35 protein-coding genes and 1 pseudogene are annotated in these 25,243 nt (G+C 43.8%); 25 read left to right on the forward strand and 11 right to left on the reverse strand.

All coding sequences use genetic code 11. The features are described from left to right. Positions 1 to 5 precede the first annotated feature (5 nt). From BT142_RS16395 to BT142_RS16415, 5 genes are read left to right on the forward strand one after another with little or no spacing between them, the layout of a single operon-like run. Positions 6 to 1,049 carry a polysaccharide biosynthesis protein gene (locus BT142_RS16395; protein WP_072419260.1) on the forward strand — a complete coding sequence of 348 codons (1,044 nt, stop codon included), beginning with the start codon at positions 6 to 8 and terminating at the stop codon, positions 1,047 to 1,049. Then, positions 1,049 to 2,245 carry a capsular polysaccharide biosynthesis protein CapF gene (locus BT142_RS16400; RefSeq protein WP_072419261.1) on the forward strand — a complete coding sequence of 399 codons (1,197 nt, stop codon included), beginning with the start codon at positions 1,049 to 1,051 and terminating at the stop codon, positions 2,243 to 2,245. Before BT142_RS16395 ends, BT142_RS16400 begins: the two co-directional genes overlap by 1 nt. Beyond that, positions 2,242 to 2,757, forward strand: a complete 516-nt coding sequence (locus BT142_RS16405) for a PglD-related sugar-binding protein (RefSeq protein ID WP_072419262.1) — start codon at positions 2,242 to 2,244, stop codon at positions 2,755 to 2,757. The genes BT142_RS16400 and BT142_RS16405 overlap by 4 nt, the downstream gene beginning before the upstream one ends. 1 nt (position 2,758) lies before the next feature. After that, complete coding sequence (gene wecB / locus BT142_RS16410) at positions 2,759 to 3,943, forward strand: non-hydrolyzing UDP-N-acetylglucosamine 2-epimerase (RefSeq protein WP_072419263.1); 1,185 nt, start codon at positions 2,759 to 2,761, stop codon at positions 3,941 to 3,943. Between the two features lie 3 nt (positions 3,944 to 3,946). After that, entirely contained in the window at positions 3,947 to 4,612 is a 666-nt protein-coding gene (locus tag BT142_RS16415) for an acyltransferase (protein ID WP_072419264.1), read from the forward strand. A 100-nt stretch (positions 4,613 to 4,712) separates the two neighbouring features. Here the strand turns inward: BT142_RS16415 and BT142_RS16420 are convergent, their stop codons facing one another. From BT142_RS16420 to BT142_RS16430, 3 genes are all read right to left on the reverse strand, one after another. Next, positions 4,713 to 6,320, reverse strand: coding sequence for an AAA family ATPase (locus tag BT142_RS16420; RefSeq protein ID WP_072419265.1), 1,608 nt, complete (start codon positions 6,318 to 6,320; stop codon positions 4,713 to 4,715). Between the two features lie 104 nt (positions 6,321 to 6,424). Beyond that, positions 6,425 to 6,844: a metallophosphoesterase family protein gene (locus tag BT142_RS16425; RefSeq protein WP_072419266.1), complete on the reverse strand. Its 420-nt coding sequence runs from the start codon at positions 6,842 to 6,844 to the stop codon at positions 6,425 to 6,427. Then, positions 6,844 to 7,188 (reverse strand): metallophosphoesterase, encoded by a 345-nt coding sequence (locus BT142_RS16430; protein ID WP_072419267.1) that lies wholly within the window; start codon positions 7,186 to 7,188, stop codon positions 6,844 to 6,846. The genes BT142_RS16425 and BT142_RS16430 overlap by 1 nt, the downstream gene beginning before the upstream one ends. Positions 7,189 to 7,709: 521 nt before the next feature. Between BT142_RS16430 and BT142_RS16435 the strand changes: the two genes are divergently transcribed. The 6 genes from BT142_RS16435 to BT142_RS16455 all read left to right on the forward strand — a co-directional run bounded on the left by BT142_RS16435 (position 7,710) and on the right by BT142_RS16455 (position 10,621). Then, positions 7,710 to 8,426 (forward strand): CHC2 zinc finger domain-containing protein, encoded by a 717-nt coding sequence (locus tag BT142_RS16435; RefSeq protein WP_242872022.1) that lies wholly within the window; start codon positions 7,710 to 7,712, stop codon positions 8,424 to 8,426. 106 nt (positions 8,427 to 8,532) lie between these two features. Beyond that, entirely contained in the window at positions 8,533 to 8,925 is a 393-nt protein-coding gene (locus BT142_RS16440; RefSeq protein WP_072419268.1) for a hypothetical protein, read from the forward strand. Further along, complete coding sequence (locus BT142_RS16445; RefSeq protein WP_072419269.1) at positions 8,918 to 9,103, forward strand: hypothetical protein; 186 nt, start codon at positions 8,918 to 8,920, stop codon at positions 9,101 to 9,103. Before BT142_RS16440 ends, BT142_RS16445 begins: the two co-directional genes overlap by 8 nt. Further along, positions 9,103 to 9,348: an HU family DNA-binding protein gene (locus BT142_RS16450; RefSeq protein ID WP_072419270.1), complete on the forward strand. Its 246-nt coding sequence runs from the start codon at positions 9,103 to 9,105 to the stop codon at positions 9,346 to 9,348. Before BT142_RS16445 ends, BT142_RS16450 begins: the two co-directional genes overlap by 1 nt. 50 nt (positions 9,349 to 9,398) lie before the next feature. Further along, complete coding sequence (locus BT142_RS19940; protein WP_278277338.1) at positions 9,399 to 9,524, forward strand: hypothetical protein; 126 nt, start codon at positions 9,399 to 9,401, stop codon at positions 9,522 to 9,524. 44 nt (positions 9,525 to 9,568) lie between these two features. After that, entirely contained in the window at positions 9,569 to 10,621 is a 1,053-nt protein-coding gene (locus BT142_RS16455; protein ID WP_072419271.1) for a DNA methyltransferase, read from the forward strand. Positions 10,622 to 10,917: 296 nt separating this feature from the next. Here BT142_RS16455 and BT142_RS16460 read toward each other — a convergent pair whose 3' ends face one another. Beyond that, positions 10,918 to 11,166, reverse strand: coding sequence for a hypothetical protein (locus BT142_RS16460; RefSeq protein ID WP_139182277.1), 249 nt, complete (start codon positions 11,164 to 11,166; stop codon positions 10,918 to 10,920). A 312-nt stretch (positions 11,167 to 11,478) separates the two neighbouring features. Between BT142_RS16460 and BT142_RS16465 the strand changes: the two genes are divergently transcribed. From BT142_RS16465 to BT142_RS16510, 10 genes are all read left to right on the forward strand, one after another. Next, complete coding sequence (locus tag BT142_RS16465; RefSeq protein ID WP_072419272.1) at positions 11,479 to 12,081, forward strand: TetR/AcrR family transcriptional regulator; 603 nt, start codon at positions 11,479 to 11,481, stop codon at positions 12,079 to 12,081. Continuing rightward, positions 12,074 to 13,096 (forward strand): isochorismatase family protein, encoded by a 1,023-nt coding sequence (locus BT142_RS20035; protein WP_072419273.1) that lies wholly within the window; start codon positions 12,074 to 12,076, stop codon positions 13,094 to 13,096. Before BT142_RS16465 ends, BT142_RS20035 begins: the two co-directional genes overlap by 8 nt. A 34-nt stretch (positions 13,097 to 13,130) precedes the next feature. Then, positions 13,131 to 13,733, forward strand: a complete 603-nt coding sequence (locus BT142_RS16475) for an alpha/beta fold hydrolase (RefSeq protein ID WP_072419274.1) — start codon at positions 13,131 to 13,133, stop codon at positions 13,731 to 13,733. Positions 13,734 to 13,764: 31 nt separating this feature from the next. Further along, entirely contained in the window at positions 13,765 to 14,172 is a 408-nt protein-coding gene (locus BT142_RS16480) for a YjdF family protein (protein WP_072419275.1), read from the forward strand. A 51-nt stretch (positions 14,173 to 14,223) separates the two neighbouring features. Further along, complete coding sequence (locus tag BT142_RS16485) at positions 14,224 to 14,469, forward strand: hypothetical protein (protein ID WP_347497768.1); 246 nt, start codon at positions 14,224 to 14,226, stop codon at positions 14,467 to 14,469. A 34-nt stretch (positions 14,470 to 14,503) separates the two neighbouring features. Continuing rightward, positions 14,504 to 14,935, forward strand: a complete 432-nt coding sequence (locus BT142_RS16490; protein WP_072419276.1) for a GNAT family N-acetyltransferase — start codon at positions 14,504 to 14,506, stop codon at positions 14,933 to 14,935. A gap of 139 nt (positions 14,936 to 15,074) precedes the next feature. Beyond that, complete coding sequence (locus BT142_RS19275) at positions 15,075 to 15,410, forward strand: hypothetical protein (protein ID WP_072419277.1); 336 nt, start codon at positions 15,075 to 15,077, stop codon at positions 15,408 to 15,410. Positions 15,411 to 15,558: 148 nt separating this feature from the next. Beyond that, positions 15,559 to 16,149 carry a hypothetical protein gene (locus tag BT142_RS16500; RefSeq protein ID WP_072419278.1) on the forward strand — a complete coding sequence of 197 codons (591 nt, stop codon included), beginning with the start codon at positions 15,559 to 15,561 and terminating at the stop codon, positions 16,147 to 16,149. Continuing rightward, on the forward strand, positions 16,139 to 16,648 hold the full coding sequence (locus tag BT142_RS16505; protein ID WP_347497769.1) for a methylated-DNA--[protein]-cysteine S-methyltransferase: 510 nt from the start codon (positions 16,139 to 16,141) through the stop codon (positions 16,646 to 16,648). The genes BT142_RS16500 and BT142_RS16505 overlap by 11 nt, the downstream gene beginning before the upstream one ends. A 459-nt stretch (positions 16,649 to 17,107) precedes the next feature. Then, positions 17,108 to 17,320 carry a hypothetical protein gene (locus BT142_RS16510; RefSeq protein ID WP_072419279.1) on the forward strand — a complete coding sequence of 71 codons (213 nt, stop codon included), beginning with the start codon at positions 17,108 to 17,110 and terminating at the stop codon, positions 17,318 to 17,320. Between the two features lie 43 nt (positions 17,321 to 17,363). On the opposite strand, the gene BT142_RS19945 is transcribed toward BT142_RS16510, so the two are convergent. Then, entirely contained in the window at positions 17,364 to 17,495 is a 132-nt protein-coding gene (locus BT142_RS19945) for a hypothetical protein (RefSeq protein ID WP_278277579.1), read from the reverse strand. A gap of 116 nt (positions 17,496 to 17,611) precedes the next feature. Between BT142_RS19945 and BT142_RS16515 the strand changes: the two are divergent. Next, a pseudogene (locus tag BT142_RS16515) lies at positions 17,612 to 17,983 on the forward strand (DUF4368 domain-containing protein); the annotation flags it as partial. Positions 17,984 to 18,072: 89 nt separating this feature from the next. On the opposite strand, the gene BT142_RS16520 reads toward BT142_RS16515, so the two are convergent. Continuing rightward, positions 18,073 to 18,261, reverse strand: coding sequence for a hypothetical protein (locus BT142_RS16520; RefSeq protein ID WP_072419280.1), 189 nt, complete (start codon positions 18,259 to 18,261; stop codon positions 18,073 to 18,075). 130 nt (positions 18,262 to 18,391) lie between these two features. Between BT142_RS16520 and mobC the strand changes: the two genes are divergently transcribed. Both mobC and BT142_RS16530 read left to right on the forward strand, forming a co-directional pair. After that, positions 18,392 to 18,733 carry a plasmid mobilization protein gene (mobC, locus tag BT142_RS16525; RefSeq protein ID WP_072419281.1) on the forward strand — a complete coding sequence of 114 codons (342 nt, stop codon included), beginning with the start codon at positions 18,392 to 18,394 and terminating at the stop codon, positions 18,731 to 18,733. Between the two features lie 32 nt (positions 18,734 to 18,765). Beyond that, entirely contained in the window at positions 18,766 to 20,109 is a 1,344-nt protein-coding gene (locus BT142_RS16530) for a relaxase/mobilization nuclease domain-containing protein (RefSeq protein WP_242872023.1), read from the forward strand. Between the two features lie 192 nt (positions 20,110 to 20,301). Here the strand turns inward: BT142_RS16530 and BT142_RS16535 are convergent, their stop codons facing one another. From BT142_RS16535 to BT142_RS16555, 5 genes are all read right to left on the reverse strand, one after another. Continuing rightward, complete coding sequence (locus BT142_RS16535) at positions 20,302 to 20,748, reverse strand: hypothetical protein (protein WP_072419283.1); 447 nt, start codon at positions 20,746 to 20,748, stop codon at positions 20,302 to 20,304. 14 nt (positions 20,749 to 20,762) lie between these two features. Continuing rightward, a complete protein-coding gene (locus BT142_RS16540) occupies positions 20,763 to 21,455 on the reverse strand; it encodes an alpha/beta hydrolase (RefSeq protein WP_072419284.1) in 693 nt (230 codons plus the stop codon). A gap of 33 nt (positions 21,456 to 21,488) precedes the next feature. After that, on the reverse strand, positions 21,489 to 22,064 hold the full coding sequence (locus BT142_RS16545) for a hypothetical protein (RefSeq protein ID WP_072419285.1): 576 nt from the start codon (positions 22,062 to 22,064) through the stop codon (positions 21,489 to 21,491). A 113-nt stretch (positions 22,065 to 22,177) separates the two neighbouring features. Next, positions 22,178 to 22,531 carry a DUF6508 domain-containing protein gene (locus tag BT142_RS16550; RefSeq protein ID WP_072419286.1) on the reverse strand — a complete coding sequence of 118 codons (354 nt, stop codon included), beginning with the start codon at positions 22,529 to 22,531 and terminating at the stop codon, positions 22,178 to 22,180. A gap of 33 nt (positions 22,532 to 22,564) precedes the next feature. Beyond that, the gene (locus tag BT142_RS16555) at positions 22,565 to 22,891 is read right to left on the reverse strand and encodes a hypothetical protein (RefSeq protein ID WP_072419287.1); all 327 of its coding nucleotides are present in this window, start codon (positions 22,889 to 22,891) and stop codon (positions 22,565 to 22,567) included. Positions 22,892 to 23,230: 339 nt separating this feature from the next. On the opposite strand from BT142_RS16555, the gene BT142_RS16560 reads away from it, so the two are divergent. Continuing rightward, positions 23,231 to 24,850, forward strand: coding sequence for a recombinase family protein (locus BT142_RS16560; RefSeq protein WP_072419288.1), 1,620 nt, complete (start codon positions 23,231 to 23,233; stop codon positions 24,848 to 24,850). Positions 24,851 to 25,243: the final 393 nt, after the last annotated feature.

The following is a 25,243-nucleotide window of genomic DNA, read 5'->3' on the forward strand; positions in this document are numbered from 1 at the left end:
TATAGATGAGCTTATTCAAAGATGCAACATTAATGATAACTGGCGGCACAGGCAGCTTCGGCAACGCTGTCCTCGATCGTTTTTTGAAAACGGATATCGGTGAGATCAGGATCTTCAGCCGTGATGAAAAGAAACAGGACGATATGCGTCACCACTTCCAGGCTACTATGCCAGAAGTAGCTGACAAGATCAAGTTCTACATAGGCGATGTTCGCAGTCTGGAATCTGTTCGTGGTGCTATGCAGGGCGTTGATTACATATTTCACGCAGCTGCACTCAAGCAGGTTCCGTCTTGCGAGTTCTTCCCTATGGAGGCTGTTCGCACCAATGTTATTGGCACCGACAACGTACTTACAGCCGCTATCGAAGCTGGTGTCAAGAGCGTTATCTGCCTTTCGACTGATAAAGCTGCCTACCCAATAAACGCTATGGGAATTTCTAAGTCGCTTGAGGAAAAAGTCGCTATTGCTAAGTCGAGAACTTCTGGCAACACCAAAATCTGCTGTACCCGTTACGGCAACGTTATGTGCAGCCGCGGTTCGGTGATTCCGCTGTGGATCGACCAGATTCAGAATGGTCAGCCTATCACGCTTACAGAGCCGAAGATGACACGTTTCATCATGTCTCTTGAAGAAGCCGTTGATCTCGTTCTGTTCGCTTTTGAACATGGCGAGAATGGTGATCTTCTTATTCAGAAAGCTCCCGCCTGCACCATTCAGACACAGGCTGAAGCAGTATGTGAGCTGTTCGGCGGAAAGAAAGAGGATATCAAAGTCATCGGCATCCGTCACGGTGAGAAGATGTATGAGACCCTGCTTACCAACGAGGAGTGTGCAAAGGCTATTGATATGGGCGATTTCTATCGTGTTCCTGCTGACAATCGTGGTTTAAACTATGATAAGTATTTCAAAGAGGGCGATGAGCAGCGCAATACTTTGACTGAATTTGATTCAAATAATACTCGTTTGCTCACGGTAGAGGAAACAAAGGCGAAGATTGCTTCACTCGCTTACATACAGGAGCGCCTTGCCGAAATGGAGAAGAAGTAATGAACATACTTGTGACCGGGGCAAAGGGCTTCACCGGAAAGAATCTTGTAGAGAACCTAAAAAATATCCGTGACGGCAAGAACCGTACCCGTTCTAACATCAAGATCGACGAGATATTTGAGTTCGATATCGATACGGACAAGTCCCTGCTGGACGAATACTGTGCCAAGGCTGATTTCGTGTTCAACCTTGCAGGAGTGAATCGTCCCAAGGATAACAGCGAGTTTATGGCAGGCAATTTTGGTTTTGCGAGTGAGCTGCTCGATACGCTGAAAAAGCATGGAAATAAGTGTCCCGTGATGATCTCATCGTCTTTGCAGGCTACGCTGATAGGACGTTATGACGGCGAGTATGGCAGAAGTAAACTCGCAGGTGAAAATCTGTTCTTTGACTATGCTAAAGAGACCGGCGCAAAGGTCTTTGTGTATCGTTTCCCGAACCTGTTCGGCAAGTGGTGCAGACCTAATTACAACAGCGCAGTTGCAACTTTCTGCAATAATATTGCGAACGATCTGCCTATCCAGGTCAATGACAGAAGCACTCAGCTTGAACTGCTGTATATCGATGATCTGATCGAGGAAATGCTTGATGCTATTAAGGGCAAGGCTCATACCTGTAACTACGACGGTCTGAATGTTGTTCCCGATGAAAACGGAAAGTTCTGCTATGTGCCGACCACACACAAGGTCACTCTCGGCGAGATCGTTGATCTGCTGGAGTCCTTCAAGGCGCAGCCTGATACGCTGGTTATGCCCGAGATCCCAAACAACAGCTTTGCAAAGAAGCTCTATTCAACATATCTCAGCTACCTGCCTAAAGAGAAGACTATCTTCGACTTGAAGATGAATTGTGACGACCGCGGCAGTTTCACCGAGCTTTTAAAGACCGTAAACTGCGGTCAGTTCAGTGTAAACATTAGTAAGCCCGGTATCACTAAGGGTCAGCACTGGCACAACACAAAGTGGGAGTTTTTCATCGTTGTGGCGGGTCACGGTCTGATTCAGGAGCGCAAGATCGGCACCGATGAGGTCATTGAGTTTGAGGTGACCGGCGATAAGATCCAGGCAATTCATATGCTGCCCGGGTACACGCACAACATCATAAATCTCAGTGAGACCGAGAATCTTGTTACCGTGATGTGGGCTAATGAGCAGTTTGATCCTAATCACCCCGATACATTTGGTGAGCCTGTATGAGGCTGATAATCATTGGCGCAGGCGGTTACGGCAGGACTGTTGCTGATGTCGCTAGGCAGTCGGGGAAGTACGAAAGCGTTGACTTTCTCGATGATAATGAGAACCTTGACACGCTCGGCAAATGTTCCGACTACGCTAAGTTTGCGAATAATGAAACCGAGATTTATCCTGCTTTCGGCAATAACGAGGGCAGGATAAAATGGATTGATAAGCTGATCAACGAGGGCATAAAAGTCCCGACGATCATTCACGATACGGCGTATTTTAGCCCGACTGCGACTGTAGAGGTCGGTACGATAGTTTTACCAAAGGCCATCATCAATACTGATACAAAGATTGAAAAAGGCTGTATCATCAACTGTGGTGCGATAATCGACCACGGCTGCATTATCGGGCAGGGCAGCCACATCTGCCTTGGCGCAATAGTCAAGGGCGAGAACCGTATACCCGAACTTACGAAAATCGAAGCAGGAGAGGTCGTTCAGCTGAGGGCTTTTCCGATTGGAGGATAACATGGAAATCAAGACAGATTATTCCGAGATAAAATGGCAGAATAACGGAAAGCTCAAGCTGCTGATAATCGTCGGCACACGTCCCGAGATCATCAGACTTGCGGCGGTCATCAACAAGTGCAGACAGTATTTTGACTGTATTCTTGCGCACACAGGGCAGAACTATGACTACAACCTCAACGGCGTTTTCTTCAAGGATTTGAAGCTTGCCGACCCTGAGGTTTACATGGACGCAGTGGGCGACGATCTCGGCGCAACTGTGGGCAACATCATCAACTGCTCCTACAAGCTGATGAGCCAGATCAAGCCCGATGCTATGCTTATTCTCGGTGATACAAACTCCTGCCTGTCGGCAATTGCTGCGAAGCGTCTGCATATCCCGATTTTCCACATGGAAGCCGGAAACCGCTGCAAAGACGAGTGCCTGCCCGAGGAAACCAACCGTCGTATCGTTGACATAATCAGTGACGTAAACCTCGCATACTCCGAGCACGCAAGACGTTATCTTGCGGACTGCGGTCTGCCCAAGGAGCGTACCTACGTTACCGGCAGTCCTATGGCTGAGGTTCTTCATCAGAACCTTGCCGAGATCGAAGCAAGTGACATTCACAGCAGGCTCGGTCTTGAAAAAGGCAAATACATTCTGCTTTCGGCGCACCGTGAAGAGAATATCGACACTGAAAAGAACTTCATGAGCCTGTTCACGGCAATCAACAAAATGGCTGAAAAGTACGATATGCCGATACTTTATAGCTGTCATCCGCGCTCTAAGAAGCGCCTTGAAGCAAGCGGATTCAAGCTCGACAAGCGTGTTATTCAGCACGAGCCGCTTGGGTTCCATGACTACAACTGCTTGCAGATGAACGCTTTTGCGGTGGTTTCCGACAGCGGAACACTTCCCGAGGAGAGCAGTTTCTTCACGAGCGTTGGTCATCCGTTCCCGGCTGTCTGCATCAGAACGAGCACCGAGCGTCCCGAAGCACTGGACAAGGCTTGTTTCGTGCTTGCGGGCATTGATGAGAAGTCGCTTTTGCAGGCGGTTGATACTGCTGTTACTATGAATCTCAATGGCGATTACGGTATCCCCGTTCCCGATTATGTGGAGGAGAATGTGTCCACAAAGGTCGTGAAAATCATTCAGAGCTATACGGGGGTTGTGGATAAGATGGTTTGGAGGAAGTTTTGACGCATGTACACAATTTCTGATCTCTACGATCTCGATCATACACTTGCAAAGGACTATCTGAGAAAGTTCACATACCCCTGGGAAGCACTCAGCGGTATAAAGGATTGTATTCTTGAACTTGGCAAGACCCTCGACCCAAGCGAATACGAACAGCGAGAAGAAGGCGTTTGGGTACACAAAACCGCAAAGGTTTTCCCAACTGCGTATCTTGGTTCGCCCTGCATTATCGGACCGAACACAGAAGTCCGTCACTGTGCGTTTATTCGTGGTTCTGCGCTGGTAGGTGCGGACTGCGTTGTTGGCAACAGCGTTGAACTGAAGAACGTCATTCTGTTCGATCACGTTCAGACTCCGCACTACAATTATGTGGGCGATAGTATTCTCGGATATTTCAGCCACATGGGTGCGGGCTCCATCACGTCGAATGTGAAGTCCGACAAGAAGAATGTTATAGTCCGTGACGGTAGCGAAAAAGTCGAGACAGGCATAAAGAAGTTTGGTGCTATGATAGGCGACTATGTTGAGGTAGGCTGTAATGCGGTATGCAATCCGGGAACCGTTATCGGCAGGAACAGTAATGTTTATCCGACTTCCTGCGTGAGAGGTGTTGTGCCTGCTGATTCGATTTGGAAGGATAATGGGGAGATTATTCATAAGGAAGATAGGTAGAACAGATTGAACGAACCATTTCCCCAATGAGAATATTTTGCGATATATAATTTTTCAGAGGACGTTTCCCATGTGGAATCGTCCTCTGTTTTCTGTGGGATTATTTCTCGACTCTCTCGATCGTGCAGGTATGCTCATTGGTCTTGCTGTTGTAGTTTATACCCACTAAAACGATCTCGCCAAAGTAGTCCTGGAGAACCGAGTGATACCGCCTTGCTTTTATCTGGTCTATTGCCGCTTCGGCAGTTTCTTCCCATTTCAGCTCTATAACCAATGCCGGAAGAGCAGTATTGCTTTTGGGAATATACACAACATCGGCATACCCCTTTCCGCTGGGAAGCTCCTCTACTTTCATATAGCTGTCGACGCACACGATGTATGCAAACTTTATGGCATATCTGAGAGACTGCTCGTTATTGTAGTGCGTCGGAGCATAATTTGTTTCTCTGATTTTTCGTATTGCTTCTGCAACAGCTTCACCGTTGCCGGCAAGTGTATCAGCGAACAGTTTCTTTGACTGCACGATAAGATCGGAAAGGTTTGTATGCTTAGGTTCTTTCAGTAAGTCGTGGAACTCCAATCTGACTTCTTCATTTGGTATCCTTACTCGCTTTGTAGTTTTGTCATAAGCAAGATAGCCGAGATGTACAAGGAGTGTCAGAATATCATCCTCTGAATTGAAGGATTGGAAATCGTTATTGAACCTGCTGACTTCTACCTCTAATTGCTCACCAGCTATCAGCTTGACAATATCCGCACCGAGCTGACTGTCTTTTCCGTTTGCACCGTGAATATCAATATCAATAAAAGATAACAGAGGGTCGGCAGCCGATGTCTGTTTCCAGTAAGAACCGAACTCCTGGTTCTTGACAGCCATCATGACCGAAAAAGGATTGTAGATAGACTGACCTTTGTTAAAGGTATAGCCGTCATACCATTTCTTCGCTTCATTATAGTCCATTCCCTTTTCTCTGCAAAGGTCACGGACTTCCTGTTCTGTAAAGCCTGTGTACTCGGCAAACATACGAGGGTTTAATATCGGATATTCCTTAAAGTCGGATATCGCAGATTGCGAGCCGTCTTTTTTTATTGGCAGAATTCCTGTCATGTATGCGGCAGCAACGACATCAACAGTGAAGTTCCCGTTCTTGAACCATTCACGCAGGAGATTAAGGTATGCTGTCTGTGTGGTATTGTCATCTTTCGCTTCACGGATAACAACGTCCCATTCGTCAATTATGAAAATGAACTTCTTTCCGGTCAGTTCAACATATTTTCTGAGGCACTCTGAGACCCTCGTAACACTTGCAAGCTCAGGTCTGTCGGTGATTACTTCTGTTCGTATCGTCTGTGCAATATCATTTGCAACATCTTTTATGCTGTGGTTCTGGCGTTTCAGCTCAGACAGAAACGAAGCCACATCGAGGTATATTACATTATATTTGTTGATATGTTCCTCATAGTTTTCAGATTCAGCAACAGTGTATTTATCAAACAGCTCATGAGAATCACAGGTGCAGTCATAATATGCACATAGCATTCTTGCTGCATAAGACTTACCGAAACGACGAGGACGGCTGACACAGATAAGGCTGTCTTCTGTATCCACACGCTCATTGATAACCGAGATCAGCCCCGTCTTATCGACGTAGTCGGATTTGATTATTCTCTTAAAGCTGCTGTTGCCGGGGTTAAGGTAGGTTCCCATCAAGCTCACCTCCGTGGTGGGTCACGTTATACTTCTATATTTCTATTATACACTAAATTCTTTCCAAAGGCAAGGGGGTAAAATGAAAAGTCGATAATAATCCGTCAAATCGGTTCAATATACACGACTTCCCTCGGATTGAACAGACGTGGTATAGTGCCTGCTGTATTTGCAAGCCCCTTTGAAATAATCATATTCCCATTTACACCGCTTGTGTACTTCGGAAGAATACCTTGTCCCGGTGCAAACAGTCCTTGTCCGAAAAGTCTGATTTGTCCACCATGTGCGTGACCAGACAGAACCAAATCAATTGGCATATCTTTCAGATAGCGGTCGCGGTACTCTGGGTGATGACATAGCAGTATCTTGTAACCGTCCTGCTTGTAGAAGTCATCAAGCCATGAAACATCGGGATCGGTCGCATCGGGTCTGTCCCCATAATCCCAATCGGGATAGCGTTCAGGTTTATCCTTGCGGTACTCCTTGTATGCCGTAACACCTGCGGAACTCAGACCGCCTATCATTACTTCTTATACTGCACAAAGCTGTTATCAAGAATCGTTACACCTGTTTCTGCCATGACTTCAATATCTTCATCGCAAAGCGTCCACTCGTGGTTACCTAATGACATAAAAGTCGGTGCAATTTCAGCGCAGGCTTTCAAGAAGGGGAGCACATATTTCGTCTGATGTATCACAAGCCCGTCCGTATTCGTATCAACTCGATGAACCACATCGCCCGCGATACAGATTATTTCAGGCTTGTGCGCTTTCAGCGAATTTGTTATCCAGCCAAACTCACGGTCATGAAGATCGGCAAGCAAAGCTATCCGCAGCGGAGTGTTGTATCTGTAAATGGTATCTCTCATATCTGTCTCCTTGTCTGATACTATTATACCACAAACCGCTGCGGATTGCTACCCCTCGCATGATATTTTACAGCTTTTTATTTCCGTAGAAGTGCTCTGTCCATTTTCATAGCTGTTATTATGTGTTCCTCGACAAAGTCCTATCGTTAAGGGCTCCGGGTTCCCTTAACAACTAAATCGCAGGGGTGCTGCGATTTGGGAAAGTGCCGTGACCTCGGTATACGGCTCTTTCTATACTTGCTTATGTTGGCGTTTACAAAATAGAAATAATTACGATTTTCAAAAACGAATTAGCCCGAATGGGCTGGAAAAAATTTTTACCGCTGCGGATTCAGCCACGCAATTATCACCTCTGTTCATGAGCAGTCAAGCTAAGACTGCAAGTGAATAGTGGTGATTTTTATTTTTGGAGAAAAAAATAAAATAGCATAATTTTCATATGCCTGTTTTGTGATTTGCTACAAACTTTCCCAAAAAACAAAATTTGCATTTAACAAAATGCCCTCTAAGTGTGCTTACTTATGGAAGGACAAGATTTCCTGAGTAGATTTTCTGCCAAAAAATTTGCTCGGTATGCCAACTTGAATCGTTTCCTTTCACATAACAAAAATGAAATGGAGGCTGATATGTCAAATATCTTTCAAGACATAAAAGACAGGTTGGACCTTCGTGACCTCGTTCGTTTTTACGGTCTTGATGTGAACCGCGGCGGATTTGCCCTCTGCCCGTTTCACAACGAGCGCACCCCATCTTTTAAAGTCTATGAAGATCATTTCCACTGCTTCGGCTGTGGGGAACACGGAGACCATACCGATTTTGTTCAGAAGCTATTTGGACTATCTAACATTGAAGCTGCAAAAAAGATAAGCGCAGATTTTGGACTTTCCTTAGATCACGGCGAGTTTGCCCCTCCTGTGAAAAAGAAGGAAAAGAAAAATGAAGCCTTTGAACTGTGGCTTCGGGAATCGGTCGAAGTTCTTATCGAATACAAAAGGCTGCTCAGATATTGGGAGAAGATTTACGATCCCCGCAGTCCCATTGATAAAGTTGATGACCGATATATTGAAAGTCTTAACAATCGGGGCTACGCAGAATATTATCTTGATCAGCTTCTGTATGGAACAGACAAAGAAAAATTTGAGTGCTACGATGTGGACAGGGACTATCCTCTGACCATAAAAAGTCGGATGGACAGTTTAGATACCGTCAGCCGGAAAGCACCAAAACGTGCAATGTGAAATGGAGGAAAGATAAAAATGAAGTTTATTATAGGAGCATTAATTTGTGGCGCAGGTGCATTTTTCCCGTTCCTGCTGGTGGACGACGATATGGAGGTTGTGTCAGATGAACTTTGAAAACAGAGACACTCAGGTGTTCATGTATCTCATCAAGACTTTCGTTGCTGATAAGCACAATTATATGCTGAATGTAAATGAGTTCTACAAAACTGATCCGACAAAAACGCTGCTCGGATATTATGATGAAGAATACATTTACATTATACCGAGCGTGGTTATCGGAATGTGTGATGACTATCTGACAAAGCTCGGAAAGCCCCGCGTAAATATCCAGACCGTACTCAATACTCTTTTCAGAGCGAACCTTATAAAAGTGGGCTGGGTGATGCGCAAGGATCTCCGCTACCGTCCCGAAAAAAGAGTCGGAGGAAAGCGCAGGAGATATATCACCTTCATCAGAAAAGAAATGAGAAACAGAAAGGGGACAATAGATGCCTAACGAAAGAATAAAAGAAGAAATGATACTCGCGGGCGTGACTGTTGCTGATCTCGCAGACTTCCTCGGGAAAACCGAGAAGGAGACAGTTGATATTCTGAATACCGAACTTGGTATCATGCAGAACTACAGTGTTATGCTCGCGGTCACGGAGATCGTGAAGAGAAAGGAGAGGGTCTGATGGATACTCAGGAATTTACAAGAGAACTCGCTGCCCGCAAGGGTGTTTCCGAGGTCACTGCTTACCGATATATAAATTCGGTGATGGACACAATTCGACAGGTGCTTGCCGAGGGTGAAGAAATAAAGATTGGCAGTTTTGGCAAGTTCACCGTCGTCACCGATCTGGAGGGTAACAAGACTGCCATGCTCTGCGCCGGAAAGTCGCTGAGGCAGGCTCTTACAGCAGGGGAGGGGATAGTCTGAACGAAGAAAAGAAGGTCGTTAGTAATTGCGGCGGCTGTGAGGTTACTCTGGTGTTCAAGGAGTCTGCTGAGGACATCAAGGAAAAAGTGCTGTGGCTTATGCTGGAGAATTATAAAGACCGCATATTGCACAAGGCACTTGAAGATGTTTCAGCAGAAAAAACAGACAGCAAATGATGGCTCAAAAATCAATAATACCAACTTAGGAGGGAGATAATTGTATGAGAAAAAAATTACCTTTATCGGAAAGCAAGTTTTATGATCTGGATCCCAAGTACTGGCTTCCGGATAATGAGGAGGACTGCATTGATCTCGTTCTGACGGCACCACCCGACTATATGCTTGATGAGACTGCTGAGTATTACGAAGAAACTTCGTATAAGTGGAGTTCTTTTGAGGACTACATGAATGACATGGAAAGTGTTTTCAGCAAGGCATTTCGTATGCTGAAGAATTACCATTACTGCGCAGTTGTGGTCGGAGATCAGACAACTTATGATATCAGGAAAAACGGTTATCTGTATGACAAAAAGTTTCCCCTCGCGGCTTACTATACAGTAATGCTTGAGAAGATTGGCTTTACATATATCACTGACTGCATCTGGGACAAGGGACTTTATTCCCAGCCGTACTGCGGCAAAGCTAAGCATTATCCCATGACCGAGATACCCGGCAGCTGCTACGAGCATATTCTGATTTTTCAGAAGTGTGTCGAAAGAAAAGAACCGATGCCCTGTCCGTATTGCGGCGAAACGAAATTCATGCATCGTTATGGATTTTCAAAAATAGGAGAGCAGCGGTGGATATGCAGAAATGAAAGCTGCCCCGGTAAAAACAGTGACGGAAAAAGGCTCACCTTTACAGAAAGAGGATCTGTAGCTAACAGCAAAAAGAAAACGGAAAACGCTATACCGCAGGATATTCTTGAAAAGTGGCACAGAAATATAGTGCAGGTCGCACCGGTGGTTACAGGTGCCGATAATATAAAAGAGCGTCAGAGAGATATTCCTCCGGAGGTCGCTCAGATGATAATGCTATATTTCAGCGGTGAGGGAGACTATGTTTTTGATCCTTTCTCGGGTATCGGTACAACGGTATTTGTCGCTGCCATTTTAGATAGAAACTATCTTTGTTTTGAACGTAACAAGAATGACAGGCAGACTTTTTACGATACTGTACAGAATTCGGATCCCGATCTGAAAGACAAACTCGGGAATATCGACTTCGGATACGACATAGATAAAAGACCCATGAGAGTAAGATACAGTCTTTGATCGTATTTTGAGGCGTATTCTGTCTGTTCGGGAACTGCCAACCTGAACGGATATGCCAACTGAATGCGCCATAATAAAAATAGAGGGCTGCATAGGTTGGTACTCATAAAGAAGTTTTCCAAAAACTAATATGAAAGACCTATACAGCGGGCTATAAGCAAAACAGGAAGAAACTTCATTACGATGTCTCTTCCTGTTTATTTTTGTCAGCACATAATTCAGAACAACAGATTATTGCTGATGAACCTGCATAGTAACCTTTTATTAGAAAATATTATATTGAGTTGCTACAAGATTTATTCTTCTGCTGCTTTCTTCAATGAATTATAGATTTCTTCTGTAAAGATACCGAGGATTTCACGCTTGATCTCCTCGTCATTGAGCAGCAGGGAGAAAAATTCCTGATTCCGCTCCAGTCCTTCGATAAGTGCATCGTCAATATCGTCAAAATAGGAAAACTCAAAATCCTTGACCGTATTGGCAGTCTTGATATTCCCGTAACCGTGGTCGATACCAACTACAGGCAAGTCGTTGTATATTTTCATGAGATACCCTCCATCTATATAAATGTTGTAGTCGGTTCTGAGATATTTTGCCGTGCTTTAGCTAAGGCGGCTATCTCCCGAACCTGAAACCATTATATATCATTTCGGAGGGCTTAGGGTTGTTCGTGAGATGTTCGTCAGTTGCAGGAAAAATGAACAGGTAAGTGTTTTTCGCCATTAACACTAAAATATCATCGGATCGGTTGTTTGATATACACAAATATATAAATGCCTATTGACAAGTGACCTATCGTTCGCTATAATATATATAGCAAGTGAACGATAGGTCACTCTTTATTATCGGAGGAAATTATGGCAAAGGATACAAAGGAAAGAATACTTGATGAAGCTCTAAGACAGTTTTCGCAGAAGGGATATGACGGTACGAATATCCGTGAGCTGACTGCATCGCTGGGGCTTGTGAAGTCATCAATGTATAAGCATTATAAGAGCAAAGAAGAGATCTGGAACTCTTTGCTGGACAGAATGATCGCATATTACAATGAACGCTTCGGTTCAGCAGAGAATTTGCCGCCTGTACCCGATACTCTTGATGAACTTACTGCAATGACAATGCGAATGGTCGATATTACGGTGCATGATGAAAGAATAGTGATGACAAGAAAACTGCTGTCTATTGAGCAGTACCGTGATGACCGTGCAAGGCAGCTTGCAACGAAGCACTTTCTGACGGGGCTGACCGAAATGTTCACATATATTTTTGACGGCATGATGAAAAAAGGCTTGCTGAGGAACGATGACCCCAAAATGCTTGCGTTTGCTTATACTGCGCCGATCTCTGCTCTGATTCATTTATGTGACCGTGAGCCGGAGAAAACAGAAGAAGCATTGGCGCAGATCAAAGCGTTCAGCAGGCATTTTATCAAAACTTATGGGAGTGATAGAAATGAATAATAAAGCACTTGTAGTAATAGACATTCAAAATGACATTACTAAGCATTACAGGGACATCATTGAAAACATCAATTCCGCTATTGATTGGGCAATGAAACAGAAAATGGCAGTTATCTATATTAAACACAATAACTTGTCTGCCGGTACACGCACATTCAAGCCGGACACAAAGGGGGCTGAACTGGTTCCTGAAATGAAGGTGGTGTCCGATAATATCTTTGTGAAGACGAAAGCAAATGCGCTTACAAGTGAGGAATTTACAGAGTTCATTGAAAAGAACGGAATTAAAGAGTTCTATGTTGCCGGAGCGGACGCCACGGGCTGTGTAAAATCCACCTGTTTCAACATGACAAAGGCAGGGTATGATGTTCATGTCATATCCGATTGTGTTACAAGCTATGATCTGAAGAAACTTGATGAAATGTTTGCTTACTATGCGAGCAAGGGCTGTGAGGTCAAAAGCCTTGCCATCTATATGGAAATTAACTATCAATATAAGAGATTGGACAATAACAATTTCACAGGCAATTCATTGGATGATTTTGTCCGTCACCAGACTGTTACAGAGTGTTGGAGAAAGATTGACAACGATTGGAAGCTTGTGCCGAATGTCTATGAAGAAAACTGGTCGCAGGAGAAGTGCCGGGAAATCGCAGAAGAAGTGGTGCATAATATAAACCTTGACCAGACCGGATTTGGCGCCTTCGACGGTGAGCGGCTCATTGGTTTTGCAACTGTCTCCCACCGTATATTCGGAGTTACGGCAAAATATGTGCAGCTGGTTTGTTTTCAGGTATCAGAGGAATACAGACGTCAGGGAATCGGCAGGAAGCTCTTTTCCCTTGTCTGCGAAGAGGCACGGCGGCTTGGCGCGGACAAACTGTACATATCTGCTCATTCTTCAAAAGAGTCACAGGCGGCATACCGGGCACTTGGCTGTACGCCTGCGGAGGAGGTCAATGAAAAACTGGCGGCAGAGGAGCCGTTTGACGTCCAGATGGAATACAGATTATAAAGCAAACATATAGAAATATTTGAAGGAGACTTAAATGACAAACATAGTGATCTACATTCACGGCAAAAACGGAAGTGCCGATGAATGCGAATTTTACAAAACCTTGTTCCCTGAGTATGATGTTATCGGTATTGATTACAAAGCCGAAACACCGTGGCAGGCAAGGTCGGAGTTTCCGAAGCTGTATGACGAACTATGCGAAAACGGCGATAGAGTCATACTGATAGCAAACAGTATAGGAGCATATTTTGCAATGCAGTCGCTTGCCGACAAGAGAATAGACAGAGCATTTTTCATTTCGCCCATTGTTGATATGGAACGGCTTATCCTTGATATGATGAAATGGACAGGCGTCACCGAAAAGGAACTTTGCAATTGCAAAGAAATTGAGACCTCTTTCGGTGAAACACTGTCATGGGAGTATCTCTGCTATGTGAGAGAACACCCGATAAAATGGAATATCCCCACCGAGATACTTTACGGCGAAAACGACAGCCTGACAAGCCTTGAAACGGTCACAGAATTTGCAGAACATACAGGTGCAGGGCTGACGGTAATGCAGGGCGGCGAGCATTGGTTTCACACAGAGCAGCAGTTGGGTTTTCTGACAAAATGGCTTGCGGCAAATACATACTGATCATCAGCACAACTAACATAAAGGACAGCTCATGGAAGGAACATTGACGGTATATTTTGACGAGCCGTTCTGGGTGGGGATATTTGAGCGCTGTGATAATGGCAGATTGTCCGTATGTAAGGTCACATTCGGAGCAGAGCCCAAGGAACAGGAGATATATGAATTTGTGCATAAGCATTTCACCGAACTGCGGTTCAGTCAGGAAGTGGATATAAAACAGCGCAAAACAGCAGATAATCCTAAGCGGCGGCAAAGGAACGCAAGAAAGCAGATGGAGCGTTCGGGCGTAGGCACAAAATCGCAGATGGCATTGCAGATGCAGCTTGAACAGAACAAACTGGAGCGAAAGGTGAAGACCCGTGAACAAAAGCTCGCAGACAAGCAACGGATGTTTGAGATAAAACAGCAAAAGAAAAGAGAAAAACACAAAGGACGATGATACATATGAAAAAACGGAAGTAATAAGACAGATCGGAGATGAGATCATAAAATGAGCGTCAGAGAAATTGACCCCCAAGAAACAACGAGAGCGTCAGCATTTGAATTATGGATGAAAGCTCCCAACCCTATGGTGACTTTCTTTAAGACATATGACGTAATGCCGCTTATAAACAAGAGCAGATCAGCAGGATTGAAATTTAATATGCTTCTTGATTATTGTATAGGCAAAGCCGCAAGCACGATCAAAGAATTCTATACTCTCCCTGTTGGTGACAAGCTGATGTTAATAAGATAAATTGTAATTTCGTGAAGCGCACGAGGTGATTTTTATGATACGAAAAATAAAAGAGGAAGATTTGCAGCAGTGTGGAGTGATATATGCTAAGGCGTTTCCTATAGAATATTGGGGGATCGATTGGGATCCTGATAATGCAAAAGAATATTTATTGGATTATTACGAGCAGAAAAGATTTATAGGATATGTGTATGAAGAAGATGACGCAGTAATTGGATGTATATTTGCATTATGTAAGATATCAGGAAGTAAAAAAGAAATATATATTAACGAAATGGCGGTTTTACCTGAAAGACAGGGTCAAGGTATTGGCAGGCAATTATTGAAGACGCTGTTAGATTACAGTAAGGAAAAAGGATATGCCGGGGTCGTACTTTATACCAGCGAATATGCACCTGCTTCCAAATTCTATGAAAGAAATGGTTTTAAACTGTCACAAGGAACTATTTGTATGTATTATGCGTGAATCCTGATTTATAGCAGGAACACTTTTGTAAAATGGGAGTATAAGTATTATAATGAATTTATATGGAACAAAAGATATGCCGAATGCGTTTCGTTTGATAAATCAATCGAATTGATATCGAAGTAGGGGCTCCTGTGTAATGGCAAATATTATTACCGGTATCAGCATAGCTTTGCTGATCTTCCCCGCGTTTTCAATGGAGTTTTATGCACTATACATTGCTGTGGGGATCCTTCATGTTTTTGTTCAGATTCGGGGGATTAAGGGCGTAACCCTCAGCAAGCAATGCAAGGCGTTTTCACAATTCTTGTGGGAACGAATTGCCGTGCTTGCTGAGGTTGATTTTTACTCTGAAAGGCTTGTCTGTATCCAAGCCGCTCTGTTTCGTTTTTTCTCTTGTTTTTTGTTCGGGGACACAGGGGTGGAACCCTCTGGCAAGCTGTGTATCGGAGCATTCAAATTTGAGATTTTGTAATGCGGAGATACCGAGCTTGCTGGAATAGAATTCGCCCTGTGGGGCGTGATTACATCAATAGTTTTATGAAGATGTTTTTGTAATCTGGCGTTAAGGCATTGACTTTTCTTCAATATACTTGTATAATAATTTATGGGGAGTGGTTGATATGAGTACTTCATGTTCTACTGATTCATTTACTATGGATGGAATTAATTATGTGGTTATAGACATCTCGAAATATGCACATCCAATTCTTTGCGCAGATTTTATTATGCCATGTGAATTACATTATAATCCGGGTACTAATAATCGACGAGGATATGTAGCAGATTATGAGTTGATCGACAACACGCTTTATGGTACAAAAGTAATATATATGGGAGGAGAGCCCGTATCATCTGAAAAGCTGTTTGTAGATTTTACTGGTGCTTTTGTTATTGCCTTTATTCCTCATAGCGGTAGATTCAGTGGTTTGTATTGTGGTGTAGAGTATTATATCTATTTTGATCGGTCTTTTGAATTGATTTTTGAAAACGGCATTTTGATTGAAAAGAGAGATCTCTCGGCAGCAAATATAGAATTTGAAAAGTTGGTTAATTCCAAAAGATATGGATCAGGATTCATCGAAGCACATAGAAAAAAAATAGCAAGAAAGCACCTAAAATATAGTTATCATTCGCATCAGTATACTGCTCGTGAAACAAGTATGTTCATCTTGAATCAATTGGAATTAATGGACGATTTCTATGATGGGTAATAATATATCTTATATAAATCACTATCATTCTCCACTCGGTAACACCACTCTCGCCAGCGACGGCGATACACTGACAGGCTTATGGTTCGACGGACAGAAATACTTTCCCCATAATCTCCTATCCGAAAGTACCAAAGCAGAGCTGCCTATATTCACTCAAACTTGCAAGTGGCTTGATATATATATTAGCGGCAGAATTCCCGACTTCACTCCGCCGATCAACCTGAACACAACACCGTTCCGTAAAGCAGTATATGATATTCTTCTCACGATACCCTACGGTCAGGTCAAGACTTACGGAGAGATAGCCCATATCCTCACAGAGCAGAAAGGCATTCAGCGTATGTCCGCGCAGGCAATCGGTTGTGCTGTGGGACATAATCCCATCTCGATAATCATTCCCTGTCATAGAGTAGTTGGAGCAAACGGCAGCCTGACTGGTTATGCAGGCGGACTGGATAAGAAAACAGCTCTTCTGAAACTGGAAAGAGCATTATAAAGCTATACCTAAGCATCAAGTAATCAAACGCTTGATGCTTTTTTAATTAATCCAGTGCAAATTAGACTGGGGAAAACTGAAATTCAACCCAAAGTTCGTGCACAATACAGCTGGACAATCAACTTCGTTGCGCGCTATAATGGGTATAGTCGCAAAATACTCGGTCGGCTGAAGGGATGACATACCGACCTTGCGGCTGCGTAGAGGGTAAGAGAAAGAAAGCGATGCCCTCACCAATGCGTAGAGATATAAAAGCAAAGGAAAGATCGCTATGAATAATAATACAACTGCCGTAGAAACAGAAAAGGCAGGCAACACTTTTACCACAACGTCCGAATACAAGATCGGGCATACCATTTATGTTGTGTGTTCATATGGAGAATGTTGCCCAAGCAGTTATTTTTCAATATATAAACATCGATAAATCAATATCGTTTTTGAAAAAATGGGGGTAAACATATGTTAGCTATACCTGAATTGGCAATGCCGAGAACACGCAAGGTCACGACTGTTTGCAACGGCAGGCGTGAGATCTGGAAGGACTATGAAGAAGCAAAAGCGTATTTTCTCGAAATGACGATGTCCACCGAGGGCGAGGAGCGCGACCGAGCAGAGTACGTTTACATTCAACTCACACACGGGCTGTCGGAATGTTCGGACGAAGATGAATAAACAAAAGCGGAGCGTTGCCTCGATGGTAACGCTCCTTTTGATATTACTTGTTCTTTTTAGGCTTCTGTTTCAGTATTTCCTGAATTTCAGCAAGATGTTTTGCTGTAAAAGTGATAGTATCGCTGTTTCCTATTGGTATTTCGACAATGCTTTCGTCATAGATATCGTAATCCATTATACTTCTAATAAACTCTTTTCTCTTTGAATCATTGTGCCTAAGTGCTTCAAATTTCTTACTGCACTCCAAACAAAGTGTGATTCTTAGTTCAGAAAAGAAATATTCAGGAGAAATCTCGATGTTATGAGGACAATGTATCGGGTAAGATTTCCGATGAACGCTTTGCGGTGATGTCGGCAGGATATGAGGACGAACAGAAGAAGCTCAGGGCGACTGTTGCCGAGCTGTCCGCATACATCGAAACAGCAGAGCAGAAGTCAGCCGATGTGACAGCATTCATCAGGGCAGTACAGAAGTATGAACATATCACGGAGCTTACGCCTGAGATCATGCACGAGCTGATTGAGAAAATCGTCGTTCATGCTCCCGATAAGAGCAGTGGTCACCGCACTCAGGAGATCGAAATTCATTATCGCTTCAATGTTGCCGTAGCGACTGCTGTCGCTGACAGTATGAAGTTCGACAAAAAGAGAAAGGCTGCGTAACCGCCGAGGTTACGCAACCTTATCTTCAAATCATAAAACTTCTTTATGAGTACCCGTCTAAAGCGGCAGTCCCTCATAGTCATACTTATTTATGCTGCGACTTCAAAGTTCTTCAAAAGCTGTTCCTCGGTGAACTTGCCCTGTCCGCCGTTGCTCCAGTCGATGAAAATCTGGTCGAAGTCGTCGATATATACGATAGTAGCTGTCGAGCCGACGGGGATATTTTCGCCTATATCCTTGACGAGCTTTATTGTCATGCCTACTGTTATCTTATCCATTTTAATGCCTCCCGGGGTATAGATCGCTGTGACATACAGCTCTATAATTATACTATATTATAATGGCTGTGTCAATTAGCAGATTGATGATTTTGAACCAACAATTTATGAAAATGAAAGGAGCCATTCTATGGCAAGAAAATACAAACAGGTACACCGCAAAGAGATCGACTTCGAGATAAAGGATTGGGAGAAGATCGAGCAAAAGGCTAAGGCTTGCCACACTGATACTTCTAAATATTTGAGATCGGTGATACTCAACGCAAAGCCCATGTTCTACGATATGAAAGAATTCGCACCGCTGCTGAACGGTATGCGTATTATTTCCAACAACATTAATCAGATAGCAAAGAAAGCAAATGAAACTAACAACATAACAGCGGAGGACGTTGAAAAGCTGAAAAACGAGGTGGAATCGTTATCCCATATCTTAAGTCAATCTCTATCCACACTTCAGTCAAAAAAAGTATAGCCTACATTCTTAACCCTGATAAGACCGAGAATATGCTATACACGACTTCGATAAACTGTACCACGAACGCTGAACAGGCATATACTCAGATGCGGCTTGTTTATGAGCAGTTCGCAAGGGACAAGTTCAGCAGTCCGAAACCGCTGGAGGGAAAAGGCTCGGTGAAAGCTATCCATTATATAATGAGCTTCGCAGACTCGGAGAACGTCACGCCGGAACTCGCTCACAAGATAGCAAAGGCTTTCGTGCGAAAGAATTTCGGTGAGGACGCGCAGGCGGTCATTGCAACACACGTTGACCGCAGCCATGTTCATGCCCACATCATACTTAATTCCTATTCGCTTTCAGGGCAGAAATATTATGCTTGCCGCAACTCTCTGCGGCAGGCGAGGGAGAACGTGAACGGTGTATGCCGAGCATTTGGTGTCACCCCTGCGCTGAACTTTGAGAACAAGGGACGTTCGGTCAGCTACTATGAATGGGAGCAGCGGAAGTACGGCAAATCGTGGAAGGAGCAGATACGGCAGGCAATCGACGGGCTGATAAACTCCGTCAATTCGCTCGATGAATTGTTGCAGGCACTTGAAGAACGTGGATATGAAATAAAGCGCGGCAAGTATGTATCTGTCCGCGCACCCGGGCAGGAACGTTTTGTGCGCACCAAGACCCTCGGAGAAGAATATACCGAGGATAGCTTGAAAATTCGGATACTCTATCGTGAGGTAGGTGCCGGAACAACGCCCACAATGGACAGCAAATCGCAGTTACGGGCGGCGTATATCGCAATTATAGGCGACGTTCGTATACTCGCGGAACAGCGGAAGAAAGTACCTCGAAAGCGCATCGTGACCGCAGAATACACGGTGGATAATGACCTCGATGTGTATCGGCTGTCGGCACAGTTGTCTGTCATCAATCGTGACGGAATAGGTTCTATCGGTGAACTTGAAGGCAGGATCACTAAACTCCGGGCAGAGTACGAAAAACAGCGTCAGGAAATAAACGCTTATATCGAGGAACACAACCGAATGGTTAGCCTATTGGAGCAGGCACAGGAATACTTTGCGTTGTCGAAGAAAAAAGAGCTGTCCTCTGCGGAACAGGTGAAGCTCAACATTTGCAGACAGGCGGTAAATGACGCTGGGATAATGACCGCTGCCGATGCCGACCGATTGCGTGAGCAAACCTCGCAGCTAGATAAAAAGATAGCAAAAATCAAAGAAAATCTTGACGGCTGCCGACAACGGTATGATGTTTACAAGGACATTCGGGATACTTACGCCGAGATTTCCCAGGGTGACTATATCGGGAAGCTCGTCGAAGAAGAGCGTCAGCGAAAGGAACAGGAGGCGAAGAAGCGGAAGAAAAAGCTGTAAAAAACATTTCCTGCAAAAAGAAAGGGGGCTGCCACGCAGCAGCCCCACGATCTTTGAGCCGAAGCTCAATTGCCCTTTGCCAAATGACGTTTCGCCTTACGTCATCGCCCGAAGAATAGTATATCACTTTGGGCGGCGGTTGTCAAGGGGGTAGCTAATATCTTTGTTGCTGATTCTGCCGCTTGCGGTTATTCAATAACCCTGTTCCTTAATGTCATTTTCATAGTAACCTGTAAAATCTTTTTCACAAGTGATAAAGTATTCGATCTCGTGCCATACATCATACCATTCATCGGGAACGGCATCTTCGAGCCGTGTTTCGCTGACGGATTCGCAGATAATATCCTCGGGCTTGAAACACTTTTTCAGGAGAGCATTTGCCTTGCGCTTTTCGTTGTTTTGGAGAAGGTCGAGAATGTCATCGGCTTCATCTGCGGTCAGCGCTGATCTGTAAAGGGTATAGTATTCTTCGTAACCGTATTCCGTATCATCAGACCACTCCCGCAGGAATACCAACGGACTCTCCACGGTGTTTACTCTTGTGATAACAAATCTGCAATGCTTTTTATCAGTAACGATTATACCGAATCTGGTATGCAGGGTGCGGGGAATATATTCATCTGTATCATTATCAAACATGATCTTTACCTCCGTTATTGATGCGATGATCGGTTTACACACCATGCAAACCCCTTAGCAGTTCGCAGTTCCGGCTCGGTGAAATGATTGCCCTCGTTCCATTCGAGGGTAACATTGAGGTCGAGTTGATTCAGCATTTCGTACTGTCTGCGGATATTATCGCCTATCGCAGCCATGATCTTGTTGCGAGTCTTTTCCTCTTTCTTGCCTAAACTGAGATAAATGCTTTTGGCGGCAGGGGAGTGCTTGTTTATAAATTCAACCCATCTCGGAAACCATACCGAAGGAGATACCGCCGCAACAGCCGAAAATCTGTCAGAGTTGTAAGTCGCCCACAAAGCAAACAGCCCCGCAAGAGAATAACCGCCGAGAATGACAGGAATATCCTTATCCAAGGAATACAGCTCTGTTAGCTTCGGGATAAGAGTATCTTCAAGGAAAACGAGCGTTTCGCCTGCGTTGTTTCCAAAGGGCTCGTTACCGAAAACTGGTTGTGCTGTCCACGGTGACAGTTCGCTGTTCCAGTCGGTTATCTCAAAAGCGGCAAAAGCAAAGGTGGCATCGGTCAGCGATCTTAGGCGTTCGATCTCTTTATCAAGCAGTTCAAGTTCGTGGTTGTCAGTGGGCTGTATAAGCAGAAATCTTGGGGAAGTATCAGTGTAAACAGTACATGATCTGCCGCCTATTATAGTTTTTTCTGTTTTCATTTTAAATAGTGGGTTCTTATTTTCTATAAGATATCAGTTGCTTGGTGTATTATTATCATTCTTCCTTGGTTTACAAGGACAATTTTCCATTGCTGCTTCAGGAAACTCAAAAGAATACTCATCTGTATAAAAAATGCTTCTGAATCTTGTGCAGCTTTCATAGGTTTCGGTTAATAGTTTCAATCCTTCTTCTGCGCTTTTCTTAAATCTATCATCAGTGTTTTCGTAGTATTCTAAAGATAATAATTCGTGCATTAAGTCATTTCTTTCATTGACCCAATCAAGAATATCTTTATAAAGGTCATAACGAAACGCTTCACTAATACAGGCAACGTTATTATCATGTAATCGTTGTACACATTTGATTTTCGTAGCTAAGGCAAGTTCGTTCTTGTTTTTCTTGTTACACTTGCTTTTGGATCTGCAATATTTACAGTTTTCTCTGTACTTCTCTACTACTCTATAAAAACGATTTTCAAAACAAGAATAAATTAGCCAAGAAGCTTCTATGTAATTCTTGTTTTTCATTCCTAAATCAATTCTGTTCAGAAAGTAGTTATGCATATCTACTCGTTTTAATCTGGATTCCATTGGTTCAGTACTTTTCATGCTATTACCTCACAAATAAATGACAATTCTTCTATATGATTTAAGGATTAGGTAAAACTATACTGTAATTCGCAGTTTTAAAAATATAATTCTTTTATCAGTGGCTACATTAATTATTTAGTAACCTCGTGCAGATGAACACTCAGCTCTTCAAGCACACCTTTTTCAAGAGCCTCGGCAATAGTACCATCGCAAAAACGTTCTGCTCTGATGATGGCAGTAATGCGGGTGAGAGTTTCATCTCTTGTAAGGTCCGGTATCTGTTTCAACTTTAGCTTTTCGGTGTTCTTGATGTAGTCCGTATCAGCGATGTCAAGTGAATAGAAGGTGTCTATCCATTCTTTGACCTCATCGTTGTAGATAGGGTAAGATAAGGATATAACATTATCCTTGTTTTCGCCCGTGCTCCATTCGACCTTTTGGGTGTGAATAATGGGTAGTGCCTGACAGCGTTCGTTTATGTTCATAAGAATAATCTCCTTTCAGGTGATTGTGGGTAGTCAATCACTATTATTTCGCATAACAAACTCCGCCATATCCTTGACTTCATCGCTGAACTCGGAAAGATCATCGAGGGTGATAACGCCTGTGTCAAGTAATGCCTTGATATTCAGGTTCATATCGTTGCGGCTGAACCTGCCGGGCAGACGGAAAACGGAAGCTCGGCTGTCTTTGTTTATGCGTTCTTTAAGCTCAACAAATTTGTCAATGGGCGTGTCATCGGAATCGAGGATTGCTTTGTATTCTGTGATGAACTGTTCAAGGTAGCGGTTCTTCCACTCAAAGTATTTTTTGCTGAACAGCTTCCAATCGCTTTCTTTTGACATAGTGAAAATCCTTTCTATTATAATAGTATATATTATAAAGGTATATGTCAATTATATCATACCAAACCGCAATAGTCAATAAACTGCCGGTCAAATAACATAAACCAGCAGTCAAGTCAAAAGCCGTATCTATGCGCTTTATGGCTTAGTATCATCTGAAAATAGAATACCGAAATCTCGTAAAACCTCTTGACAAAGGGTACTAAATATGTTATAATGATTTAAAGTGTGAAACTTGTTTTTACACTAAGCATCTTGACAATTTAGCTACCCTATTTGGACATGAGCCTTACGAACTTTCGGTAACAGTCAGTTAAATCTGACAGGAGGTTATCATTTATGAGTAAAGATAATGCAATAATAGCATACGCTTTATATAGAGTATCTACAAAAGGACAGGTCGATAAGGTCAAGGACGACATACCGATGCAGAGGGAAGCCTGCCATGAGTTCGCCGATAGAATGGGCTGGACGATAGGCAAGGAGTTTCTCGAAAAGGGCGTTTCAGGTTTCAAGGTATCCGCAAAAGACCGTGACGCTATTCAGGACTTGAAGGACGCTGCCCTCAAAGGTGAGTTTCAGGTGTTGTTGGTGTTCATGTTCGACCGTATCGGACGTATTGATGACGAGACGCCGTTTATCGTCGAGTGGTTCGCAAAGCACGGTATCAAGGTCTGGAGCGTCAACGAGGGCGAGCAGCGCTTTGAAAGTCATGTCGATAAGCTGATGAACTACATACGTTTCTGGCAGGCGGCAGGGGAGTCGGAAAAGACTTCTATGCGTATCAAAACTCGTATGCAGCAGCTTACGGCGGAGGGTATCTATCGCGGCGGTCCGGTGCCGTTCGGGTATATGCTGGAGAACAGAGGAAGGCTGAATAAAAAAGGCAAACCATCTTATGATCTGGCGGTCAACCCCGAGGAAGCCGAGTGGGTCAGGGTGATTTTTGAAAAGACTGTCAAGAACGGATATGGTTCTTTCCGTATTGCTGAATACCTCAACAAGCAGGGAGTGAAAACTCACAATGACAGCAAGTTCCAATGCAACACCGTTCTCAGGATATTGAGAAACAAGCTGTACTGCGGTTATATGGTAAGCGGCGAGACGGTTTCGCCTCAGCTCAAAGAATTACAGATCATCGACGAGATGATGTTTGAGCAGGCACAGCATATCCTTGATGAGCGTGAGAAGAAGAATGATGAGAATCGAAAGATAGCTTATCAGACTAAAAGCAGCGCACTTCTTTCCGGTATCATGTACTGCGCTCACTGTGGCGGAAAGCTGACAGCTATCAGCCATACCGACAGACGCAGGAGAAAAGACGGCACGCTGTATGAGTTCACGAGAGCAAAGTATCTCTGCTATCACAAGAGCAGGGGACTTTGCGAATGCGACGGACAGAGTTCCTATCTTGCCTACAAGGTCGATGATGCTGTTGTAAAAGCGATAGAGAATATGTTTGCGAGCATTACGGATTCTCCCGATGAAAAGGTTTTGAAAAAGCATTTCACGAAAGAGATGCAGAGCTACAAAGCGAAGCAGACAAAGCTCAAGCTGGACATCGCTAAACTACAGAAGCAGCATGAAAAGCTGGAAAAGGAGATTGCAAAGGCTCTCACGGGTGAGAGCGCATTTACTCCGGAACAGCTCAGTAAAGTTATTGATGGAGTTGAGAATCAGATCTCCGAGCAGCAGCATAAGTTAGATACTCTGAATACTGAAATGACGGAAAAGAAGGCTTCAATGGAAAGTGTGAAACCCCTTTATGACCGTTTCAAAAACTGGGCAGAGGAATTCGCAGACAGTACTATGGAGCAGAAGAAAATGATCATTGCAGAGCTTGTAGACAGAATAGAAGTCGGCAGAGACTATAAAGTCACCATACTGCTTAACATGACCTATCAGCAGTTCTGCGATAACTGGAATACCGTCAATACGGTGAGTACCGTAAAAGCATAAAAGGTCAGCAAATAGGCTGACCAAATTTTTAAAGCAAAAATGCGTTGTAAACTTCCGACACTGTTAGAGCATGCGGCTGTTAACCGCAGGGTCGTTGGTTCGAGTCCAACAGGGGGAGTTTCCAATCGGAACGCTTAAATGACGCTATATCGTCGTTTAAGCGTTTTTCTTTTGTTTGGTCTTTGCCGGCTGGTCTTTGTTTGGTCTTTATTTTTCCTGAATCGTAAAGACCAAGAAATCATAGACTGCTTGCCGCAGCTTGCTGCGGTGTTTCATTTTTTTGTGTAATTCTGATGGCGTTTGCCACAGCGTCCATCGCTGCTGCTTGAGCTGATTGAAATGAATGCAAGTAACAGGTCATCGTTGTCGTAGCCTCGGAGTGCCCTAAGCACG

Origin of the sequence: Ruminococcus sp. YE71 (assembly GCF_900119155.1) — a bacterium.
Taxonomy (GTDB): domain Bacteria; phylum Bacillota; class Clostridia; order Oscillospirales; family Ruminococcaceae; genus YE71.

Excerpts from the sequence above, each read along its gene's own strand:
- BT142_RS16395 (WP_072419260.1), top strand. The coding sequence starts at position 6 with ATGAGCTTATTCAAAGATGCAACATTAATGATAACTGGCGGCACAGGC.
- BT142_RS16400 (WP_072419261.1), top strand. The coding sequence starts at position 1,049 with ATGAACATACTTGTGACCGGGGCAAAGGGCTTCACCGGAAAGAATCTT.
- BT142_RS16405 (WP_072419262.1), top strand. The coding sequence starts at position 2,242 with ATGAGGCTGATAATCATTGGCGCAGGCGGTTACGGCAGGACTGTTGCT.
- wecB (WP_072419263.1), top strand. The coding sequence starts at position 2,759 with ATGGAAATCAAGACAGATTATTCCGAGATAAAATGGCAGAATAACGGA.
- BT142_RS16415 (WP_072419264.1), top strand. The coding sequence starts at position 3,947 with ATGTACACAATTTCTGATCTCTACGATCTCGATCATACACTTGCAAAG.
- BT142_RS16420 (WP_072419265.1), bottom strand. The coding sequence starts at position 6,320 with ATGGGAACCTACCTTAACCCCGGCAACAGCAGCTTTAAGAGAATAATC.
- BT142_RS16425 (WP_072419266.1), bottom strand. The coding sequence starts at position 6,844 with ATGATAGGCGGTCTGAGTTCCGCAGGTGTTACGGCATACAAGGAGTAC.
- BT142_RS16430 (WP_072419267.1), bottom strand. The coding sequence starts at position 7,188 with ATGAGAGATACCATTTACAGATACAACACTCCGCTGCGGATAGCTTTG.
- BT142_RS16435 (WP_242872022.1), top strand. The coding sequence starts at position 7,710 with ATGGAAGGACAAGATTTCCTGAGTAGATTTTCTGCCAAAAAATTTGCT.
- BT142_RS16440 (WP_072419268.1), top strand. The coding sequence starts at position 8,533 with ATGAACTTTGAAAACAGAGACACTCAGGTGTTCATGTATCTCATCAAG.
- BT142_RS16445 (WP_072419269.1), top strand. The coding sequence starts at position 8,918 with ATGCCTAACGAAAGAATAAAAGAAGAAATGATACTCGCGGGCGTGACT.
- BT142_RS16450 (WP_072419270.1), top strand. The coding sequence starts at position 9,103 with ATGGATACTCAGGAATTTACAAGAGAACTCGCTGCCCGCAAGGGTGTT.
- BT142_RS16455 (WP_072419271.1), top strand. The coding sequence starts at position 9,569 with ATGAGAAAAAAATTACCTTTATCGGAAAGCAAGTTTTATGATCTGGAT.
- BT142_RS16460 (WP_139182277.1), bottom strand. The coding sequence starts at position 11,166 with ATGAAAATATACAACGACTTGCCTGTAGTTGGTATCGACCACGGTTAC.
- BT142_RS16465 (WP_072419272.1), top strand. The coding sequence starts at position 11,479 with ATGGCAAAGGATACAAAGGAAAGAATACTTGATGAAGCTCTAAGACAG.
- BT142_RS20035 (WP_072419273.1), top strand. The coding sequence starts at position 12,074 with ATGAATAATAAAGCACTTGTAGTAATAGACATTCAAAATGACATTACT.
- BT142_RS16475 (WP_072419274.1), top strand. The coding sequence starts at position 13,131 with ATGACAAACATAGTGATCTACATTCACGGCAAAAACGGAAGTGCCGAT.
- BT142_RS16480 (WP_072419275.1), top strand. The coding sequence starts at position 13,765 with ATGGAAGGAACATTGACGGTATATTTTGACGAGCCGTTCTGGGTGGGG.
- BT142_RS16485 (WP_347497768.1), top strand. The coding sequence starts at position 14,224 with ATGAGCGTCAGAGAAATTGACCCCCAAGAAACAACGAGAGCGTCAGCA.
- BT142_RS16490 (WP_072419276.1), top strand. The coding sequence starts at position 14,504 with ATGATACGAAAAATAAAAGAGGAAGATTTGCAGCAGTGTGGAGTGATA.
- BT142_RS19275 (WP_072419277.1), top strand. The coding sequence starts at position 15,075 with ATGGCAAATATTATTACCGGTATCAGCATAGCTTTGCTGATCTTCCCC.
- BT142_RS16500 (WP_072419278.1), top strand. The coding sequence starts at position 15,559 with ATGAGTACTTCATGTTCTACTGATTCATTTACTATGGATGGAATTAAT.
- BT142_RS16505 (WP_347497769.1), top strand. The coding sequence starts at position 16,139 with ATGATGGGTAATAATATATCTTATATAAATCACTATCATTCTCCACTC.
- BT142_RS16510 (WP_072419279.1), top strand. The coding sequence starts at position 17,108 with ATGTTAGCTATACCTGAATTGGCAATGCCGAGAACACGCAAGGTCACG.
- BT142_RS19945 (WP_278277579.1), bottom strand. The coding sequence starts at position 17,495 with ATGGATTACGATATCTATGACGAAAGCATTGTCGAAATACCAATAGGA.
- BT142_RS16520 (WP_072419280.1), bottom strand. The coding sequence starts at position 18,261 with ATGGATAAGATAACAGTAGGCATGACAATAAAGCTCGTCAAGGATATA.
- mobC (WP_072419281.1), top strand. The coding sequence starts at position 18,392 with ATGGCAAGAAAATACAAACAGGTACACCGCAAAGAGATCGACTTCGAG.
- BT142_RS16530 (WP_242872023.1), top strand. The coding sequence starts at position 18,766 with ATGCTATACACGACTTCGATAAACTGTACCACGAACGCTGAACAGGCA.
- BT142_RS16535 (WP_072419283.1), bottom strand. The coding sequence starts at position 20,748 with ATGTTTGATAATGATACAGATGAATATATTCCCCGCACCCTGCATACC.
- BT142_RS16540 (WP_072419284.1), bottom strand. The coding sequence starts at position 21,455 with ATGAAAACAGAAAAAACTATAATAGGCGGCAGATCATGTACTGTTTAC.
- BT142_RS16545 (WP_072419285.1), bottom strand. The coding sequence starts at position 22,064 with ATGAAAAGTACTGAACCAATGGAATCCAGATTAAAACGAGTAGATATG.
- BT142_RS16550 (WP_072419286.1), bottom strand. The coding sequence starts at position 22,531 with ATGAACATAAACGAACGCTGTCAGGCACTACCCATTATTCACACCCAA.
- BT142_RS16555 (WP_072419287.1), bottom strand. The coding sequence starts at position 22,891 with ATGTCAAAAGAAAGCGATTGGAAGCTGTTCAGCAAAAAATACTTTGAG.
- BT142_RS16560 (WP_072419288.1), top strand. The coding sequence starts at position 23,231 with ATGAGTAAAGATAATGCAATAATAGCATACGCTTTATATAGAGTATCT.